The organism is Dactylosporangium sp. NPDC005555 (assembly GCF_040605635.1).
Taxonomy (GTDB): domain Bacteria; phylum Actinomycetota; class Actinomycetes; order Mycobacteriales; family Micromonosporaceae; genus Dactylosporangium.
This window is the reverse complement of record NZ_JBEXDG010000084.1, coordinates 1-15696: the sequence shown is the minus strand read 5'-3', so window position 1 is coordinate 15696 and position 15696 is coordinate 1. Positions and strand designations below refer to the sequence as shown.

General features: G+C 73.0%; 13 protein-coding genes and 1 pseudogene. 10 read left to right on the top strand and 4 right to left on the bottom strand.

Going from position 1 to position 15696, the window contains the following annotated elements:
• Positions 1 to 100 precede the first annotated feature (100 nt).
• The gene (locus ABZS58_RS46875; RefSeq protein ID WP_354790879.1) at positions 101 to 844 is read right to left on the bottom strand and encodes a tyrosine-protein phosphatase; all 744 of its coding nucleotides are present in this window, start codon (positions 842 to 844) and stop codon (positions 101 to 103) included.
• A gap of 39 nt (positions 845 to 883) precedes the next feature.
• On the opposite strand from ABZS58_RS46875, the gene ABZS58_RS46870 reads away from it, so the two are divergent.
• Together ABZS58_RS46870 and ABZS58_RS46865 are read left to right on the top strand one after the other, a co-directional pair.
• A complete protein-coding gene (locus ABZS58_RS46870; protein WP_354790878.1) occupies positions 884 to 2029 on the top strand; it encodes an aromatic acid exporter family protein in 1146 nt (381 codons plus the stop codon).
• A 70-nt stretch (positions 2030 to 2099) separates the two neighbouring features.
• Positions 2100 to 2765: a DUF3159 domain-containing protein gene (locus ABZS58_RS46865; RefSeq protein ID WP_354790877.1), complete on the top strand. Its 666-nt coding sequence runs from the start codon at positions 2100 to 2102 to the stop codon at positions 2763 to 2765.
• 178 nt (positions 2766 to 2943) lie between these two features.
• Here the strand turns inward: ABZS58_RS46865 and ABZS58_RS46860 are convergent, their stop codons facing one another.
• Positions 2944 to 3294, bottom strand: coding sequence for an STAS domain-containing protein (locus tag ABZS58_RS46860; protein ID WP_354790876.1), 351 nt, complete (start codon positions 3292 to 3294; stop codon positions 2944 to 2946).
• A 119-nt stretch (positions 3295 to 3413) separates the two neighbouring features.
• On the opposite strand from ABZS58_RS46860, the gene ABZS58_RS46855 reads away from it, so the two are divergent.
• The 3 genes from ABZS58_RS46855 to ABZS58_RS46845 are packed head-to-tail and all read left to right on the top strand — an operon-like array spanning position 3414 to position 5496.
• On the top strand, positions 3414 to 4022 hold the full coding sequence (locus tag ABZS58_RS46855; RefSeq protein ID WP_354790874.1) for an RNA polymerase sigma factor: 609 nt from the start codon (positions 3414 to 3416) through the stop codon (positions 4020 to 4022).
• Complete coding sequence (locus ABZS58_RS46850; RefSeq protein ID WP_354790873.1) at positions 4022 to 4768, top strand: hypothetical protein; 747 nt, start codon at positions 4022 to 4024, stop codon at positions 4766 to 4768. Before ABZS58_RS46855 ends, ABZS58_RS46850 begins: the two co-directional genes overlap by 1 nt.
• Positions 4769 to 4785: 17 nt before the next feature.
• Entirely contained in the window at positions 4786 to 5496 is a 711-nt protein-coding gene (locus ABZS58_RS46845) for a hypothetical protein (RefSeq protein ID WP_354790871.1), read from the top strand.
• Here ABZS58_RS46845 and ABZS58_RS46840 read toward each other — a convergent pair.
• A complete protein-coding gene (locus ABZS58_RS46840) occupies positions 5493 to 5894 on the bottom strand; it encodes a type II toxin-antitoxin system PemK/MazF family toxin (RefSeq protein WP_354790902.1) in 402 nt (133 codons plus the stop codon). The genes ABZS58_RS46845 and ABZS58_RS46840 overlap by 4 nt on opposite strands.
• Positions 5895 to 6040: 146 nt before the next feature.
• Here ABZS58_RS46840 and sthA point away from each other — a divergent pair, with 146 nt between their 5' ends.
• The 3 genes and pseudogenes from sthA (at position 6041) to ABZS58_RS46825 (ending at position 9238) form a co-directional block, all read left to right on the top strand.
• Positions 6041 to 7444: a Si-specific NAD(P)(+) transhydrogenase gene (gene sthA / locus ABZS58_RS46835; protein WP_354790869.1), complete on the top strand. Its 1404-nt coding sequence runs from the start codon at positions 6041 to 6043 to the stop codon at positions 7442 to 7444.
• Positions 7441 to 7599: pseudogene (locus ABZS58_RS46830) on the top strand (N-acetyltransferase); the annotation flags it as partial. The gene sthA and the pseudogene ABZS58_RS46830, both read left to right, overlap by 4 nt.
• Positions 7600 to 7735: 136 nt before the next feature.
• On the top strand, positions 7736 to 9238 hold the full coding sequence (locus tag ABZS58_RS46825) for a hypothetical protein (RefSeq protein WP_354790867.1): 1503 nt from the start codon (positions 7736 to 7738) through the stop codon (positions 9236 to 9238).
• 33 nt (positions 9239 to 9271) lie between these two features.
• Here ABZS58_RS46825 and ABZS58_RS46820 read toward each other — a convergent pair whose 3' ends face one another.
• Complete coding sequence (locus tag ABZS58_RS46820) at positions 9272 to 10699, bottom strand: glycoside hydrolase family 6 protein (protein WP_354790866.1); 1428 nt, start codon at positions 10697 to 10699, stop codon at positions 9272 to 9274.
• Positions 10700 to 11152: 453 nt separating this feature from the next.
• Between ABZS58_RS46820 and ABZS58_RS46815 the strand changes: the two genes are divergently transcribed.
• Both ABZS58_RS46815 and ABZS58_RS46810 read left to right on the top strand, forming a co-directional pair.
• Positions 11153 to 14179, top strand: a complete 3027-nt coding sequence (locus ABZS58_RS46815) for an EAL domain-containing protein (protein ID WP_354790865.1) — start codon at positions 11153 to 11155, stop codon at positions 14177 to 14179.
• 21 nt (positions 14180 to 14200) lie between these two features.
• Positions 14201 to 15451, top strand: a complete 1251-nt coding sequence (locus tag ABZS58_RS46810) for a pyridoxal phosphate-dependent aminotransferase family protein (RefSeq protein ID WP_354790864.1) — start codon at positions 14201 to 14203, stop codon at positions 15449 to 15451.
• Positions 15452 to 15696 lie beyond the last annotated feature (245 nt).

The following is a 15696-nucleotide window of genomic DNA, read 5'->3' as shown; positions in this document are numbered from 1 at the left end:
TTCAGGCCACAACCCGCTGGTCAGCGCCCGCCTGCCCGAGTGCCGGGCGATGCTCGTGCACCAGCGGCGGCGACGGACCCGGGCGGGCCGGCGCCGGGCGTCAGCCGGCAGCGGGGGCCGGGTCCTCCAGCAGGTGTGCCTCCAGTGCGGCCAGGCTCGGCTCCGGCAGGCCCGAGTCGAGCAGATAGCCGCGGACGGAGCCGTGCCGGGCGTGCAGGTCGCCGAGGAACAGGCGCATCGCCTCGGCGGGCGCGGCGAGATAGCGCTCCGGCATCTTCGCGATCTCCGGGTTGACCCGGCGCAGGTACGCCATCGCGGGGCCGGTCGCACCGGCGGTCAGCGCGTAGTCCTCGGCGATGACGTCCTCCGCGACGCCGAGCGCGCCGAGGGTCAGCGCGGTAACGACCCCGGTGCGGTCCTTGCCTGCGGTGCAGTGCACGACCACCGGCGCGTTGTCGGCCTCGGCGATGACCGTGACCGCGGCGACCATCGCGGCGGCGCCGCCGGAGGCGATGTCGAGATACCGGTTCGCCAGCCAGCGGGCGTCGCTGGGCTCGTCGTGGTCGGTCGCGTCCTCCCACTCGGCGTGCTCAGGGTGCAGGTGGTGGTAGGTGAGGCCGGGGAACGCCGGCACCCGGCCGTCGCGGGCGATCTCCCGGGGTCGGCGCAGGTCGATGACGGTGCGCACGCCGAGCGCGGTGAACGACGCGGCGTCGGCCGGGTCGATCCGGGCGAGCGAGTCGGAGCGGAACAGCCGCCGCCAGCGGACCGTGCGCCCACCGGCGCCGCGGTAGCCGCCGAGGTCGCGGAAGTTGAACAGGTTGGGGTGGTCGTAGCTGCGCACGCTGCGACCCTATCCGGTGTGCCGGTAGGGTTCCGTCACGTGGATCCAGCCCGGCCGAAACCCAGGTCCAGGCCCAGAGCACTCGTCACCGAGCCGCTCGGCGCCCTGCTGGCGAGTGTGCCGAAGAGCCGCCCGAGCTGGCTGACCGTGGTCAAGACCACCGTCGCGGCGACCACGGCGTGGGTCCTGGCCCGTCAGCTCGGTGACAACGTCGCGGTGCTCTTCGCGCCGATCGTGGCCATCCTGACGCTGCAGGCCAGTGTGTACGGCTCGATCGCCACCGGCCTGCAGCTGCTCTTCGCCAACCTGGTCGGCACGGCCGTCGCCGTCGGCTGGGTGCAGCTGCTCGGGCTGACCTGGTGGTCCCTGGCCCTCGCCGCGTTCGGTGCGCTCGCCCTCGCGCGGCAGGTCACGAACACGCCGCTGGCCCGCAACCAGCTCACCATCGCGGTCCTGGCGGTGGTCGTCCTGGCTCCGGTCGCCAAGGGGTACGGCCAGTGGCGCTTCATCGACGTCGCCATCGGCAGCGTCGTCGGCCTGGCGGTCGCGGTGATCGTGCCCGAGCGCCCGCGGCTGCGGCAGGCCCGCGAGGCGCTCGGCTACTGGTCGGCTACGTGCGTGACCGTCCTGGCCGACATCGCCGCCGAGCTCGACCGCCGCGACGACGGACCGTCCCTGCCGCCGGCTGAGCGGCACCACTGGATCCAGACGTCCCGGAGCCTGGCCGACCTCAGCGCCGACGCCGCCGCTGAGGTCGCCGGCGTCGAGGAGACCGCCCGGCTCAACGTCGCCGCGGTCCGGCTCCGGCAGCGGGTCGGCGAGCTGCGCGGCGAGCAGCTGTTCCTGGTCCGGATCACGCTGCAGGTGCGGGCCGTGGCCCTGGCCGTCGACCGGCTCTACGACCGGGCCGGGCAACCGCCGGCCCTGGACCGTGCGACGCTCGCCGGGCTGCTGCGCTCGCTCGCCGCGCTGCTCAGGGACCGCGTCGACGGCATGGACACCGGGGATCAGGCGCTGCGGGCGGCGCTGATCGGGGCGGTCGAGCGGACCCACACGGTCTTCCCGAGCGCCGTCGCCGTCCTCGACTCGGTCAGCCTGCTCGGCCGGCTCGACCAGCTGCGGCAGGACATCGTCGGGGAGGACGCGGCCGCCCTGGTCGATCCGGACACCCTGCCGCGATCGTGACTCCCCGCGTCGCACCGGGCATGATAGGGCAGGCTTACCTGGGTTGAGCCGGTTTCGGAGGACGTGGACGGTGCGCAACGGGGACGAGTCACTCGCCGACCTGCTCGGCGGGCGGCGGGCCGCGCTGGACAGCGTCGTGCCCGTCGCCGGGTTCGTGGCGGGCTGGCTCGCCGGCGGCCGGTCGATCGCCCTCGGCGCCGGGATCGCGGTCCTCGGTGGCGCGGCCGTCGCCGTCTGGCGGCTGCGGCAGGGACGGGCCCCGGCCGCGACCGTCGTGAGCCTCCTGCTGGTCTGCCTCGGCGCGATCGTCGCCCTGCGCACCGGCCGCGCCGAGGACTTCTTCCTGGTCAGGCTGCTGACGAACGCGGCGAGCGCGCTGGCGTGGGCCGGCAGCATCCTCGTGCGGTGGCCGTTCCTCGGCCTGATCGTCGGCACCGTCCTGGGACAGAAGACGAGGTGGCGGCGCGATCCCGCGCTGCTGCGGGCGTATCAGGCGGCGAGCTGGGTGTGGGTGTGCCAGTACCTCGCCCGGCTGGTCATCTTCGTGCCGCTGTGGTGGGCGGGGCAGGTGGTGTGGCTCGCCACGGCCCAGGTGGTGCTGACCTGGCCGCTCGTCGCGGCGTGCCTGGCGGCGAGCTGGTGGGTGTTCCGCCGCGGTCTGCCACCGGACCACCCCGGCATCCGCCACCCGCGGCCCGCCCCGGCCGCCACCGACGCCGACGTCGCCGGACCGTGAAGGGCAAGCGTGCCCGCCGGTCCCGACGCGGCGCTGCGGTCCCGTCCGCGGTCTCGCCCGCGGTGCCGTCGTGCCGGCACCGGTCGGCCGGAGACCTTCCCGGCGTGGTGAGGCTCCGAGCGCCGGCCGCCGTCAGGCCGGCGGTCCGGTCCGTGGCGCCGCTGCGTCCCGGATCCGGTCAGGGCGCCTTGAGGGCGATGACGGCCTCGTCGACGGTGTCGGTCAGGGTGAAGACCCGGTCGAGCGCGGTCAGGTCGAAGATGCGCCGGATGCGGGCGTGCGGGCAGACCACCGCGAATCCGCCCAATTCGGTGTCCCGCAACCGCTTGTGCACCGACACCAGGACCCGCAATGCTGTGGAGTCGATGAACTCCACCTCCGACAGGTCCAGCACCAGCAGGGTCGCACCGTCGTCCAGGCAGCGGTGGACCCACGTGTGCAGCGCCGGTGACGTCGCGACGTCGAGGGCGCCCGTGGGCGTGACCACGACGCAGCCGTCGACCGTCACGGTCGCGAAGGCGTCGGTCATGTCAGCTCCCGCGGTGCTGGTCGGTGCGTCAACGGTGGTCCCCCTCGGTGCGCGGATGGTGCTCGTCCCTGAAGGGGCGGCCGGCGCCCGCGACGCGTTACACCCTGGCGGCGACGCCGGTGCGTGACATCGACCTCGCCGCCCCGTTGAGGGCCGCGGCCGATGGTGACGAGACCGGGTTCGCCGTGCTGTGGCGCGCCTTGCAGCCGGCGGTCCTACGGTACCTGCACGCCGTGTGCGGCGACGCGGCGGAGGACGTCGCGTCGGAGACGTGGCTGCAGGTCGTCAGGGACCTGCCGCGCTTCGGCGGCGACCCGACCGCGTTCCGGGTGTGGCTCTTCCGCATCGCCCGGCACCGGGCCATCGACGACGGCCGCCGGGTGTGGCGCCACCGCGAGGAGAGCCGCGACCACGTCGAGACCGGCCGGCCCGCGCCGGACGCCGCCGCCGAGGTCATCGAGCACGCGGGCACCGAATGGGCGCTGCGGCTCATCGGGGAGCTGCCGCCGGACCAGGCCGAGGCGGTCCTGCTCAGGGTCGTCGCGGGCCTCGACGTCGCCGGCACCGCCGAGGTCCTCGGCAAGCGCCCCGGCGCCGTGCGCATCGCCGCCATGCGGGGCCTGCGCCGCCTGGCCGCGCACCCGCAGGTCCGCTCCCGCCGCACGGCCCCCGGCCCGGCCCCCGACACCACCTCCGACCTGCCGCACGCCCACCTGGAAGGTGCCTGATGGCCTGGTTGCGGCGCCGGAAACTGGCGAAATCGGAAGCGCACCGGTTGCTGGACGGCGGGTCCGGCGACTCGCCGCTGGCCGGCCTGCTGCGCGCCGCCGCCGGCCCGGCCCGGCCCGGCGAACTGGCGGGGGAGCGCGACGCGGTCGCCGTCTTCCGCCACGAGCAGACGGCCCGTCAGGAAGCAGCGGCGGGCACGGGGAACGCCGGCAGGGCGGGTGCCGGCCCGCCGCCGCGGCGGCGGAAGCGGTCCGGGCGGCGGGTCGTGATGGTCGCCGCGGCCATCACCGTCGTGGTCCTCGCCGGGACCGGGGTCACCGCCGGCGCCGGACGGCTGCCCGCGCCCCTGCAACGCGCCGCGCACGACTGGATCGACCAGGTGCCGGAGCCGGCGGGACCCGAGCCCACGCCGGAGCGGCCCGCGCGCGCCGGGTCGCCGACCCCGTCCGGGGTGCACCGGCCGTCGCAGACGCCGTCGGTGGCGCACACCAGTACATCTGCCGCAGACTTCAAGAAGCAGTGCAAGGAGTGGCAGAAGATCCGCGACGACCCGGACCGCAAACCGATGGACCCCGCCGACCTGCAGGCCCTCACCGCCGCCGCCGGCGGCGCCGACCGCATCGAGAGCTTCTGCGGCCTGGCCCCGGCCACCCCCGCGACCAGCCGGTCCGCGCAGCCGGGACCGCCGGGGCAGCAGTCCGGCGGACCGGGCAACAACAAGTCGAAAAAACCGAACGGCCACTGAACGCGTGACGTGATCGCGTGCCCGGCGTTGAGCACCACGACGACGACGGATCACCGCGCGACGGGATGGACGCCATGGACGGGACCACCGAACAGCTCAGCATGACCGCCGCCGAGCTGTCCTTCCTGCTCGCCAGCGGGGGCCAGGCGGGGGAGGCGCCCAGGCTGCTCGGCCTGACCGACGCCGACCGGGCCGACGCGGTCCTCAGCGCCGGCCTCGGGTCGCTGCTGCTGCGCCACCTCGCCGCGCCCGTCGACGGGCAGAAGCTGGAGCTGGCGCCGGCCGTCGCCGCGGTCGCCGCCGGGCTGCACCGCCCCCGCGCGTTCGTGCAGGTCGGGCTGACCGCCGAGGACCACGCCGACGGTGCGCTGCTGTTCGAGGCGGAGATGACCCGCTTCCTGGTCGCGGCCCGCGCGTACCGCTGCTACGACATCACCCCGATCGGCGCCGACATCGACGTGCGCGAGCCGCTCCTGGCCATCGCGGACCGGTTCCTGCACCGGCACCGGCCCGCGGTCGCCACGTTCAACACCTCGACCGTCCAGGACGTCGCCCGCGGCTCCGCCCCCTCACGGGCGACCCTCGCGTCGGCGACCGACGGCTCGTGGCGCTTCGTCGGCAGCGACGGCACCGACGAGGCCGCCACCGTGGTGGAGAGCTTCGACGAGGCCGCCACCCTGATGCGCGCCGAACTGGCGAAGATGCTGCCGGTGTTCCAGAGCACCTAGTCCCAGCCGTACGACGCCCGGAGCCGCTCGGCGACCAGGTCGAAGCGCTGCCGGTCGAGCACGGCGCCCTCGCGGCGGATGCCGTGCTCCTCGACGGTCAGGACCCGGTCGAGCCGCACCCAGCTCGGCCGCTGGTCCCGGTCCCACGAGCCGGGGCCGAGGGCGAACCAGTTGCGCTGCCCGTCCCGCTCGCCCTGGCTCGACAGCATCAGCCCCACGAGTGCCGTGCCCTGGCGGCCCACGACGAGGACGGGCCGGTCCTTGCCCTGGTTCGGGTCGTCCTCGTACTGCACCCACGTCCACACGACCTCGCCCGGGTCGGCGGCGCCGTCGAGCTGCGGGGCGTACTCCAGCAGCTTGTCGCTCACATGCTTCGGCGGCGGCCCGGGTTTGTGCAAGGTGGCCCGGGGGGCGGAAGGGGCAGCGGGAGCGGCGGGCTTCACGCCGAGCCGGGTTGCCAGTCCACGAAGAAGTCGTTTCACGCGGACGACCATAGTCCCGATCATCTGGACGGGCCCGTCGGCGGCACGGAACACTGTGCCTCATGTACGACTTCGATGTCCTCGTGCTCGGTTCCGGCCCCGGCGGGCAGAAGGCGGCGATCGCCGCCGCGAAGCTCGACCGCCGCGTCGCCGTCGTGGAGCGTCGCAACATGATCGGTGGTGTCTGTATCAACACGGGCACCATCCCGAGCAAGACCCTGCGCGAGGCGGTGCTCTACCTGACCGGCCTCAGCCAGCGCGAGATGTACGGGCAGAGCTACCGCGTCAAGGACGACATCACCGTCGGTGACCTGGGCGCACGCACCCAGCACGTGATCGGCCGGGAGATCGAGGTCATCCGCAGCCAGCTCGCCCGCAACCGGGTCAAGCTGCTGCAGGGCACCGGCGTGTTCGTCGACCCGCACACGCTGTCGATCTCCGACGAGCACGGGCACTCGTCCCTCGTCTCCGCCGAGAAGATCATCCTCGCGGCCGGCACCCGCCCCGCCCGCCCGGACAGCGTCGACTTCGACGACACGACGATCATCGACTCCGACGGCATCCTCAACATCGACAAGATCCCCGGGTCGATGGTCGTCGTCGGCGCCGGCGTCATCGGCATCGAGTACGCGTCCATGTTCGCCGCCCTCGGCACCAAGGTCACGGTGGTGGAGCGGCGCGACCGGATGCTCGACTTCTGCGACCTGGAGATCATCGAGGCGCTCAAGTACCACCTGCGGGACCTGTCGGTGTCGTTCCGGTTCCGCGAGTCCGTCGCCGCCGTCGAGCGGCACGGCCGCACCGCCGTCGCCGTGCTCGCCAGCGGCAAGCGGATCGCCGCCGACGCCGTCATGTACTCCGCCGGCCGGCAGGGCGCCGCCGACCAGCTCGGCCTCGACAAGGCCGGCCTGGAGGCCGACAAGCGCGGCCGGATCACCGTCGACGAGCACTTCCGCACCGAGGTGCCGCACATCTACGCCGTCGGCGACATCATCGGCTTCCCGGCCCTCGCGTCCACCTCGATGGAGCAGGGCCGCCTGGCCGCCCACCACGCGTGCGACGAGCCGGTCCGCGGCATGCAGCTGCTCCAGCCGATCGGCATCTACACCATCCCGGAGATCAGCTTCGTCGGGCGCACCGAGGACGACCTGACCGACAGCAACATCCCGTTCGAGGTCGGCATCTCCCGTTACCGTGAGCTCGCCCGCGGGCAGATCATCGGCGACTCGTACGGCATGCTGAAGATCATCGTGTCGCCGGAGGACCGCAGCATCCTCGGCGTGCACGTCTTCGGCACCGGCGCCACCGAGCTCGTCCACATCGGGCAGACCGTCATGGGCTGCGGCGGCACCGTCGACTACCTGGTCGACGCCGTCTTCAACTACCCGACCCTCGCCGAGTCGTACAAGGTGGCGGCCCTCGACGCGATGAACAAGATGCGTTCGGTGTCCCGCCTGACCGCATGAACCTCATGGAACCCAGGGCGATGACCGACCAGGACGCCGGCGAGGTCCTGCGGATCTACCAGGCCGGTCTCGACGGCGGCGCGGCGAGCTTCGAGCTCACCGCGCCGCCGTGGCCGGTCTTCACCGCCGCGCGCCTGCCGGGGCACCGCTTCGTCGTCGTGCTCCTGGAGCGCCGCAGCGTGGCAATGTGACCTGTGTCACACCGTCCGGGCCCAACCCCGCGCGCCGCCGACCAGGTCTCAGGGTGGGCAGGGTACGCGACACGGGGGTAGGGCACGGATGCTGCGACACATGAGATGGGCGCTGACCGCCGCGCTCCTGGTAGGGGCCTTGTCCGGATGCACCGGCGACAAGGCCGCCGAGGACCCGTTCGCGGCGTTCGTCGCGGGCTGGCAGCGCGCCGACCTCACCGGCGTCCGGCTGCGCACCCCCGCCGGGCAGCCCCTCGCCGCCGACGCCGGCAGGCAGGTCCTCGCCGACGCCGAGGGCGACCTCGCCGCGAAGCGGCCCGTCCTCGCCCGGCACGGCACGGCGACCGTCCGCAAGAACGACGCCACCACCAGGGTCGGCGTCGACTGGACCCTGCCCGACGGGCGGCACTGGGCGTACGAGACGACCCTCGACGCCCGCAGGATCGACGGCCGGTGGGACGTCTACCTCGGCGCCGTCACCGTCCACCCCGACCTGCCCGAGGGCCGGCGGCTGACGCTGCGGTCCGCGCCCGCGTCGCGGGGCGTCATCCTCGCCGCCGACGGCACCCCGATCGTGTCGGAGCTGCCGGTCGTGCACATCGGCGTCGAGCCGCGCCTCGTCCGCGACGTCAACGCCCTCGTCCAGCGCCTCGACCTGGTCTTCCGGTCCGTGCGGGTCGACGTCGACGTCTCCGGGCTGCCGGGGCGGCTCGCGGCCGCGAAGCCCGACGCGTTCGTCGACCTGGTCACGCTCCGCGAGACCGACTACCGGCAGATCGAGCGGGACCTCGCCGCCACCGACGGGATCGCGACCAGGACCGGGACGCTGTCACTGCCGCTGACCCGCACGTTCGGCCGGGCGCTGCTCGGCACGTCCGGGCCCGCGACGAAGGAGCTCGTCGACGGCGGCGGCGGCGCGCTGAAGCCCGGCGACGTCACCGGCCTGACCGGCATGCAGCGGCGGTACGACACCGCGCTGCGCGGCACGCCCCGCACCGAGGTCGTCGCCGCGGAGAAGACCGGTGCGAAGAGCGCCGACAAGGTCCTCTACGCCGCGCCCGCCACCGACGGCGCCCGGATCCGCACGACCATCGAGGTGAGGACGCAGCAGGCGGCGGAGGTGGCGCTCGCGGCCACCACGAAGCGCTCCGCGCTCGTCGCGGTCCGGGTCGGCGACGGCGCCGTCCTCGCCGCCGCCAACGGCCCCGACGCGGCCGGCTACAACCTCGCGTTCCAGGCCGAGGTGGCGAGCCCGCCCCTGGGGGTGGACGGCGCCGCCGCCGGGTTCGGCGCGGCGTGGAAGCTCGGCGCGGACATGTTCACCGGCCGGGTCACCGACGCGGGCGTCGTCGGCTCGCCGCTGGTCTACGCGGGCGCCGCCGCGGCCGCCGCCCGCGGGCACTGGCGGCAGCCGGTCCTGGTCACCGAGCCGTCCCCGGGGCCGCCCGCCGCCGACGGCCCCGCGGTCACCGGCACGGTCACGGTGCCGGGCATGTCGGTCGGGGTCAGCGGCGACGTCGCCTACTGCGTCTACGTCGAGGGCGCCGGCCGGGACGTGACCGGCCCGATCGCCGAGGCGTTCCTGAAGGCCCTCCGCTCCTGAGCGCGGAGGGCCTTCAGGACGGCTCAGGGCGGTTCAGGAGCAGGTGGTGCCGTTGACCTTGAACGACGCCGGCGCCGCGTTCGTGCCGGAGTAGCTCGCCTGGAAGCCGAAGGCGGCGGTGCCGCCCACGGGGAGGGTGCCGTTCCAGCCGCCGTCGCGGACGGTGACCGCGGTGCCGCTCTGCGTCGCCGTCGCGTTCCAGGCGTTGCTGATGCGCTGGTCACCGGCGAACGCGAAGGTCAGCGTCCAGCCGGACACCGTCGCCGGCCCGCGGTTGGTGATGGTCACGGTCGCCGTGAAGCCGTTGTTCCACTGATTGTCGATCTTGTACGCGACACCGCAGCCGGCCCCGGCGGGAGCGGACGACGACGGCGTCCTGGAAGGCGTGGGAGACGACGACGGCGTCCTGGAAGGCGTGGGGGAGGCCGACGGCGTCCTGGAAGGGGTCGCCGACGCGGATGTCGGCGGCGTCGACGGTACGACACCGTTCAGCGCCAGCTGGTAGGCCAGGTCCGGCACGAACTGCCCGGCACCCGCGGCGCACCCGTCGGCCTCGCCGGGCAGCTTCACCCACACGAACGCGTCGACGCTCGCCTCACCGGTGGCGGTCGTCGGGCCCACGCCCACCCCACGGCCCGCCGGGTCGCACCACTGGCTGCCGTTCGGGCCACGGCCGTTGCGGCTGGTGTCGACGACCTGGTGCAGGTTCGCGGCGCCGATCGCGCTGATGATGCTCCGGCCGTAGGCGACCTCGTCCGCGGTCGTGCGGAAGTTGGACACGTTGCTGTAGAAGCCGTCGGAGCCGCGGACGCCGGCGGCGACGAGCCGGCCGGCCTGGTCGCCGGCCGAGTTCCACGCGGAGTGCCCGGCGTCGAGGTAGACCTTCGCGGACGGGTTCGCCTGCTTGATCACCGTGACCGCGTCGGCCAGGGCGGCACCCCGGGCGGCGACGCCGGCGCTGTCCAGGCAGGTCTGCAGCGCCAGGGAGTCCGGCTCGAGGAGCACCACCGCGGTCCGGGTGCCCAGGCCGGCGGCGAACGCGCGCACCCACGCGGCGTACTCGGTCAGGTTGGTCGTCCCGCCGGCCGAGGCGCCGCCGCAGTCGCGGTTCGGGATGGCGTACGCGACCAGGACCGGGATCTGCCCGGCGGCGTTCGCGGCGCCGACGTAGCCCTGCACCGCCGACGTGGTCTGCGCGGTGTTCGGGGTCGTGAACCACTTCGCCTGCGGCTGCACGCCGATCCGGTCGCGGATCAGGGCGGCCCGCGAGTCGCCCGGGTTGGCCGCGAGCCAGCGCAGCACCTGCGAGTCGGGGTCGCGGTAGAACGTGCCGGTGATGGTGCCGGCGCTCGCCGACCCGCCGCCGGCGAGCCACAGGCCGGCGGTGCCGGCGGTGACGGCGGCGAGCGCGGCGACGGCGGTCTGCCATCGTCGCTGGGATGTGTGCGGGGATCGAAGCACTTGACGGTCCTTCCGGTCACGGGAAGGCCGAACGTAGGCTGCCCCCGGCGACCGGTCCACCCGCCGCCGCGACCCCGGCGGCCGAGCAGCGTAGATGGCGTGAAAGTTACCTTTTGCCGAATGAGGTGAATGAATTCGGGGACGGATGCGCACCGTAGACGCGATGATCGCACCCTGTGCGGCGCCGGTCACGACGAAACCCGCAAAGCTCGCGATTGCCGCGAAGCGCCTGCTCAGCCCGGACGGCATGTCCTTGCAAGGTATTCCTCATTCGGCAGCAAACAATCTACGGTGAGGGCAGGCCGATGGCTCCCCTCGCCAAAAAGCCTAAATAGGACGGCCCCCGTGCCGATGGGGCGTTTACGGGTGTCACTGGGTAGCGTCGTGTCGCCACGTGACGGTCGGGAGGGATGCGTGTCGCCGCGTAGGGTGCTGGCCGGCTACTGCGGGATCATGGCTGTCCTCGTGGTGGCCAACTTCGCGCTGCCCGCGCTGCACCTGATCCTGTGGTCCGCGATCGGTCTCACCAGCGTCGCGGCGATCCTCACCGGCGTCCACCTCAACCGGCCCCGCCGCCGCGCGCCCTGGTTCCTGCTCGCCGGCGCCGTCGCCTCGTTCATCACCGGCGACCTCATCGCCGACGTCCTCACCCGCGTCCTGGACCGGCGGGGCTTCCCGTCCGTCGCCGACGGCTTCTACCTCGCCGTGTACCTGCTGATCGCCGCCGCGCTGGTGGGGCTGATCCGCATCGGCGTCGCCCGCCGCGACCCGAACGGGCTGTACGACGCGGTCACCGTCACCGCCGGGCTCGGGCTGCTGTCGTACATCTTCCTCATCCGGCCCTACGTCGAGGATCCCGCGCTGTCGGTGCTCGACAAGAGCATCTCGATCGCCTACCCCCTCGCCGACATCCTCGTCCTCGCCGTCGGTGCCCGGCTCATCACGGCCGTCCGGCGCGGCCCGGCGCTGCTGCTGCTGGCCGCCGGGGGCATCGGCCTGCTCACCGCAGACGTCGGGTACGGGCTGAAACAGCTCAACGGCGTCTGGGACACCGGCGGCCCGGTCGACCTCGGATGGGTCGCCTTCTACGTGCTGTGGGGCGTCGCGGCGCTGCACCCCTCGATGCGGGAGCTCACCGAGCCGAAGGTGCACCGCGAGGGCGAGGAGCACTTCGGCCGGCTGCTGCTGCTCGGGCTGTCGCTGTTCATCGCGCCGTGCGTGCTGTACTTCGAGATGCGCGGCGGCGAGGTCCACGACGCCACCGTCATCGCCGTCTCCTCGGCGCTGCTGTCCGGGATGGTCCTGCTCCGCCTCGCCCGCGCGATCAACGTCCAGCGGCGGGCCGCGCAACGCGAGCGGCGGCTGCGGCGGGCCGGCGCGGCGCTGCTCATGGCGACCGACGAGCCCGGCGTGACCGCGACCGCGCGCACCGCCATCGCCGAACTGCTGCCGCTCGGCCGGCCGCACCGGGTCGTCCTCGCGCCACTGGGCGGCGCGACGGACCGGGCCGTGTCGATGCCGTACACCCGCAGGCTCGCCCCGGCGCTCGCCGAGGAGCTCGGCGACTTCGAGGTCACCCTGTGCTGCCCCCTGGCGCCCGTGGAGGGTCGTGAGTCGGGGCGGGCGCTGTACATCGCCGCCGACGAGGTCACGCTCGTCGGCGTGCAGGAGGCCGCGCAGATCCTCGCCACCCAGGCGGCCCTCGCGCTGGAGCGGATCGCGCTCGGCGAGGAGATCGGCCGGCGCAACAGCGAGGCCTACTTCCGGACCCTCGTGCTCAACACCGCCGACGTCATCCTCATCGTCGGCGACCACGACCAGATCCGCTACGCGAGCCCGTCCGCGCGGGCCCTCTTCGGCAGCGACGAGCTCGACGGCACCCCGCTGCCGATGGCGTTCGCGAAGGAGAGCCTCGTCGAGGTCGACCGCCGCCTGCACGACCTGCGCACCCGCGGCGTCGACCGGCCAGGCGACGACCTGCGCGTCGTCGGCGCCGACGGCCGCCCCGCGCTGGTCGAGGCGACGTTCCGGGACCTGCGCGGCGAGCCGACGGTCGGCGGTGTCGTCGTCACGCTGCGGGACGTCACCGAACGCAGCCGGCTGCAGGCGGAGCTGTACCAGCGCGCCACCTTCGACGCGCTCACCGGCCTGCCGAACCGTGAGGTGTTCCTCGCCCGCGTGCAGGAGGCGGTCAGCTCCGGCGCCGAGAGCGGCGCGACGGTCGGGGTGCTCATCGTGGAGGTCGACGACTTCAAGGTCGTCAACGACACCCTCGGCCACAGCGCCGGCGACGCGCTGCTCGTCGCGGTCGGCAACCGGCTCACCGAGGCGCTGCGCGCCGTCGACGGCTCCTACGGCGCCGCCGGCACCGTCGCCAGGCTCGGCGGCGACGAGTTCGCGGCGCTGGTCCGCCGGGCCGGCAGCGCCGCCGACGTCGAACGCGTCGCCGAGAAGGTCCTCGCGAGCTTCGCGGCCCCGTTCGAGCTGCCGCACGGCGAGGTCACCGCGACCGCCAGCATCGGCGTGTCCACCACCGCTGAGGCCGCCGACGCCCAGGACCTGCTGCGCCACGCCGACCTGGCCGTGTACGTGGCGAAGGACGCCGGCAAGGACCGCTGGCGGCGGTACGAGTCGTCGCTGCACAGCGCCGTCGTCGAGCGGCACAAGCTGCGTGCCGACCTGGACCGGGCCGTCGCCGACGGCGCGTTCCTGCTGCACTTCCAGCCGATCGTCGCGATCGGCGACGGCCGCACGCACGGCTTCGAGGCCCTCGTGCGGTGGAACCATCCGACCCGCGGCATGGTGTCGCCGGCCGAGTTCATCTCCGTCGCCGAGGAGAGCGGCCTGATCGTGCCGCTCGGCGCGTGGGTGCTGCGCAACGCCGTCGAGGCCGCCGCGCAGTGGCGCCTGCTGCACCCCGGCGAGGACGTGTACGTGTCGGTCAACGTCTCCGCCCGCCAGTTCCGTGGCCAGATCAAGGGCCATGAGCAGGGCTTCGCCCGCTGGGTCCTGCAGGAGATCGACCGCATGGGCCTGCCGCCGGCGAGCCTGCTGCTGGAGATGACCGAGAGCCTCCTGCTGCACGACGACGGCGACGTCACCGCCGAGCTCGCCGCGCTGCGCGAGGCCGGCGTCCGTATCGCCATCGACGACTTCGGCACCGGCTTCTCGTCGCTGTCCTACCTCCGGCGGCTCCCGGTCGACGTCCTGAAGCTTGACAAGAGCTTCATCGACACCATCGCCTCGTCCGCCGAGCAGCACGCCGTCGTCGACATGATTGTGCAGCTCGCAGCGATTCTGCAGTTGCAGATTGTAGCTGAAGGTATCGAAACGGCAGCCGAGCGCGATCTTCTGGTGACGATGGGTTGTCATCTCGGGCAGGGTTACTTGTTCTCCCGGCCGTTGAGCTACGGTGACGCGAGTCAATGGTTGTTGGAGGAAGCGTCGGGGCTTCAACGGGGAAGTCGGACGGCGGCCTGAACCTCGGCCCTCGGAGGACCTGTGCTCGAACACCTCGCCGCCGCTGTCGACGACGACCCCCGGTTCAGCGGCATCGCCCATCTTCGCGCCACCACCCGCTTCTACGACGCGGTCGTCGACGAGATCGACGGCAGGCGGATCCGGGTCGGCGATCACTGGCTCACCGACTGGGCGTCGTGCAACTACCTCGGCTTCGACCTCGAGCCGCAGATCATCGATGCCGTCGAGGGGCAGCTGCGCCGCTGGGGCACCCACCCGAGCTGGTCACGGATGCTGGGCAACCCGGCGCTGTACCCGCAGATCGAGGAGCGCCTCGCCGACCTGCTCGGCGCCCCCGACACCCTGGTCCTGCCGACGATCACGCAGATCCATCTGTCGGTGATCCCCGTCCTCGCCCAGCAGGGCACCCTGCTGGTCGACGCGCGGGCGCACAAGACGATCTGGGACGGCTGCGTGCACGCCCGTGGCCTGGGCGCCACCTTGAAACGGTTCAAGACCCTCGACGAGCTGGCGTCGCTGCTGTCCGCCGATCTGCCCGGGCCGGTCATCGTCTGCATGGACGGCGTCAACAGCATGACCGGCAACATCCCGCGGATCTCGTCGTACCTGGACCTGTGCCGCGCGCACGGGGCGATCCTGTACGTCGACGACGCGCACGGCTTCGGCGTCATCGGCGACCGGGCCTCTGACGAGACCTCGCCGTACGGCACCCGCGGCAACAGCATCGTGCGCCACTACGGCGAGACCTACGACGACGTGATCCTCGTGGGCGGGTTCTCCAAGGCGTACTCGTCGCTCCTGGCGTTCCTGGCCGTGCCGACCGTGCTGAAGAACCGCCTGAAGGCCTCCGCGGCGCCCTACCTGTACTCCGGCCCTTCCCCGACCGCTTCGCTGGCGACGGTCCTGGCGGGCTTCGACGTCAACGCCGAGCGCGGCGACAAGCTCCGCGCCGACCTGCACCGCATGTCGACCCGCGTCCTGCAGCACGTCCGCGGCCTCGGCATCTTCACCCCCAACGTCGACGACACCCCGATCATCGAACTGCCGATCGCCCTGGACCGGGACCTCGTCGAGGTGTCCGAGCTCCTGTGGCGCCGCGGGCTGTTCGTGACGCTCGCCCCGTATCCGGGCGTGCCGCGCGACCAGGTCGGCTTCCGCGTCCAGGTGACGGCGGCGAACACCGACGACCAGATCGACGAACTCAACACCGTCATCAGCGACCTGGCCGCCGCCGACGTCTTCCAGTCGTCCCGCGAGTCCAGCGCCAGCTGAGCTGTTGCCTGTCGCTTTTCTCATGATCCGGAAGACTTTGCGTCGCTCTGGCGACACAAACTCTTTCGGATCACCGAGCCCGGCTGGGCTGTCCGGTGGCGGGTCGGCGTGACCCGTGATCCGGAAGAGTTTTAGTCGCCAGAGCAGCAAAACTTGGCGTTTAACGTCTGGGTCTGGTTTGTCACCCTTTCTGGGGGACAACAGCGGGGCGGCCACCTGATCACTCTTTGAGGAAGAAGACGAAT

Coding starts and splice junctions, on each gene's coding strand:
- ABZS58_RS46860 (WP_354790876.1), bottom strand. CDS start 3,294: ATGACCGACGCCTTCGCGACCGTGACGGTCGACGGCTGCGTCGTGGTC.
- ABZS58_RS46850 (WP_354790873.1), top strand. CDS start 4,022: ATGGCCTGGTTGCGGCGCCGGAAACTGGCGAAATCGGAAGCGCACCGG.
- sthA (WP_354790869.1), top strand. CDS start 6,041: ATGTACGACTTCGATGTCCTCGTGCTCGGTTCCGGCCCCGGCGGGCAG.
- ABZS58_RS46825 (WP_354790867.1), top strand. CDS start 7,736: ATGAGATGGGCGCTGACCGCCGCGCTCCTGGTAGGGGCCTTGTCCGGA.
- ABZS58_RS46815 (WP_354790865.1), top strand. CDS start 11,153: ATGGCTGTCCTCGTGGTGGCCAACTTCGCGCTGCCCGCGCTGCACCTG.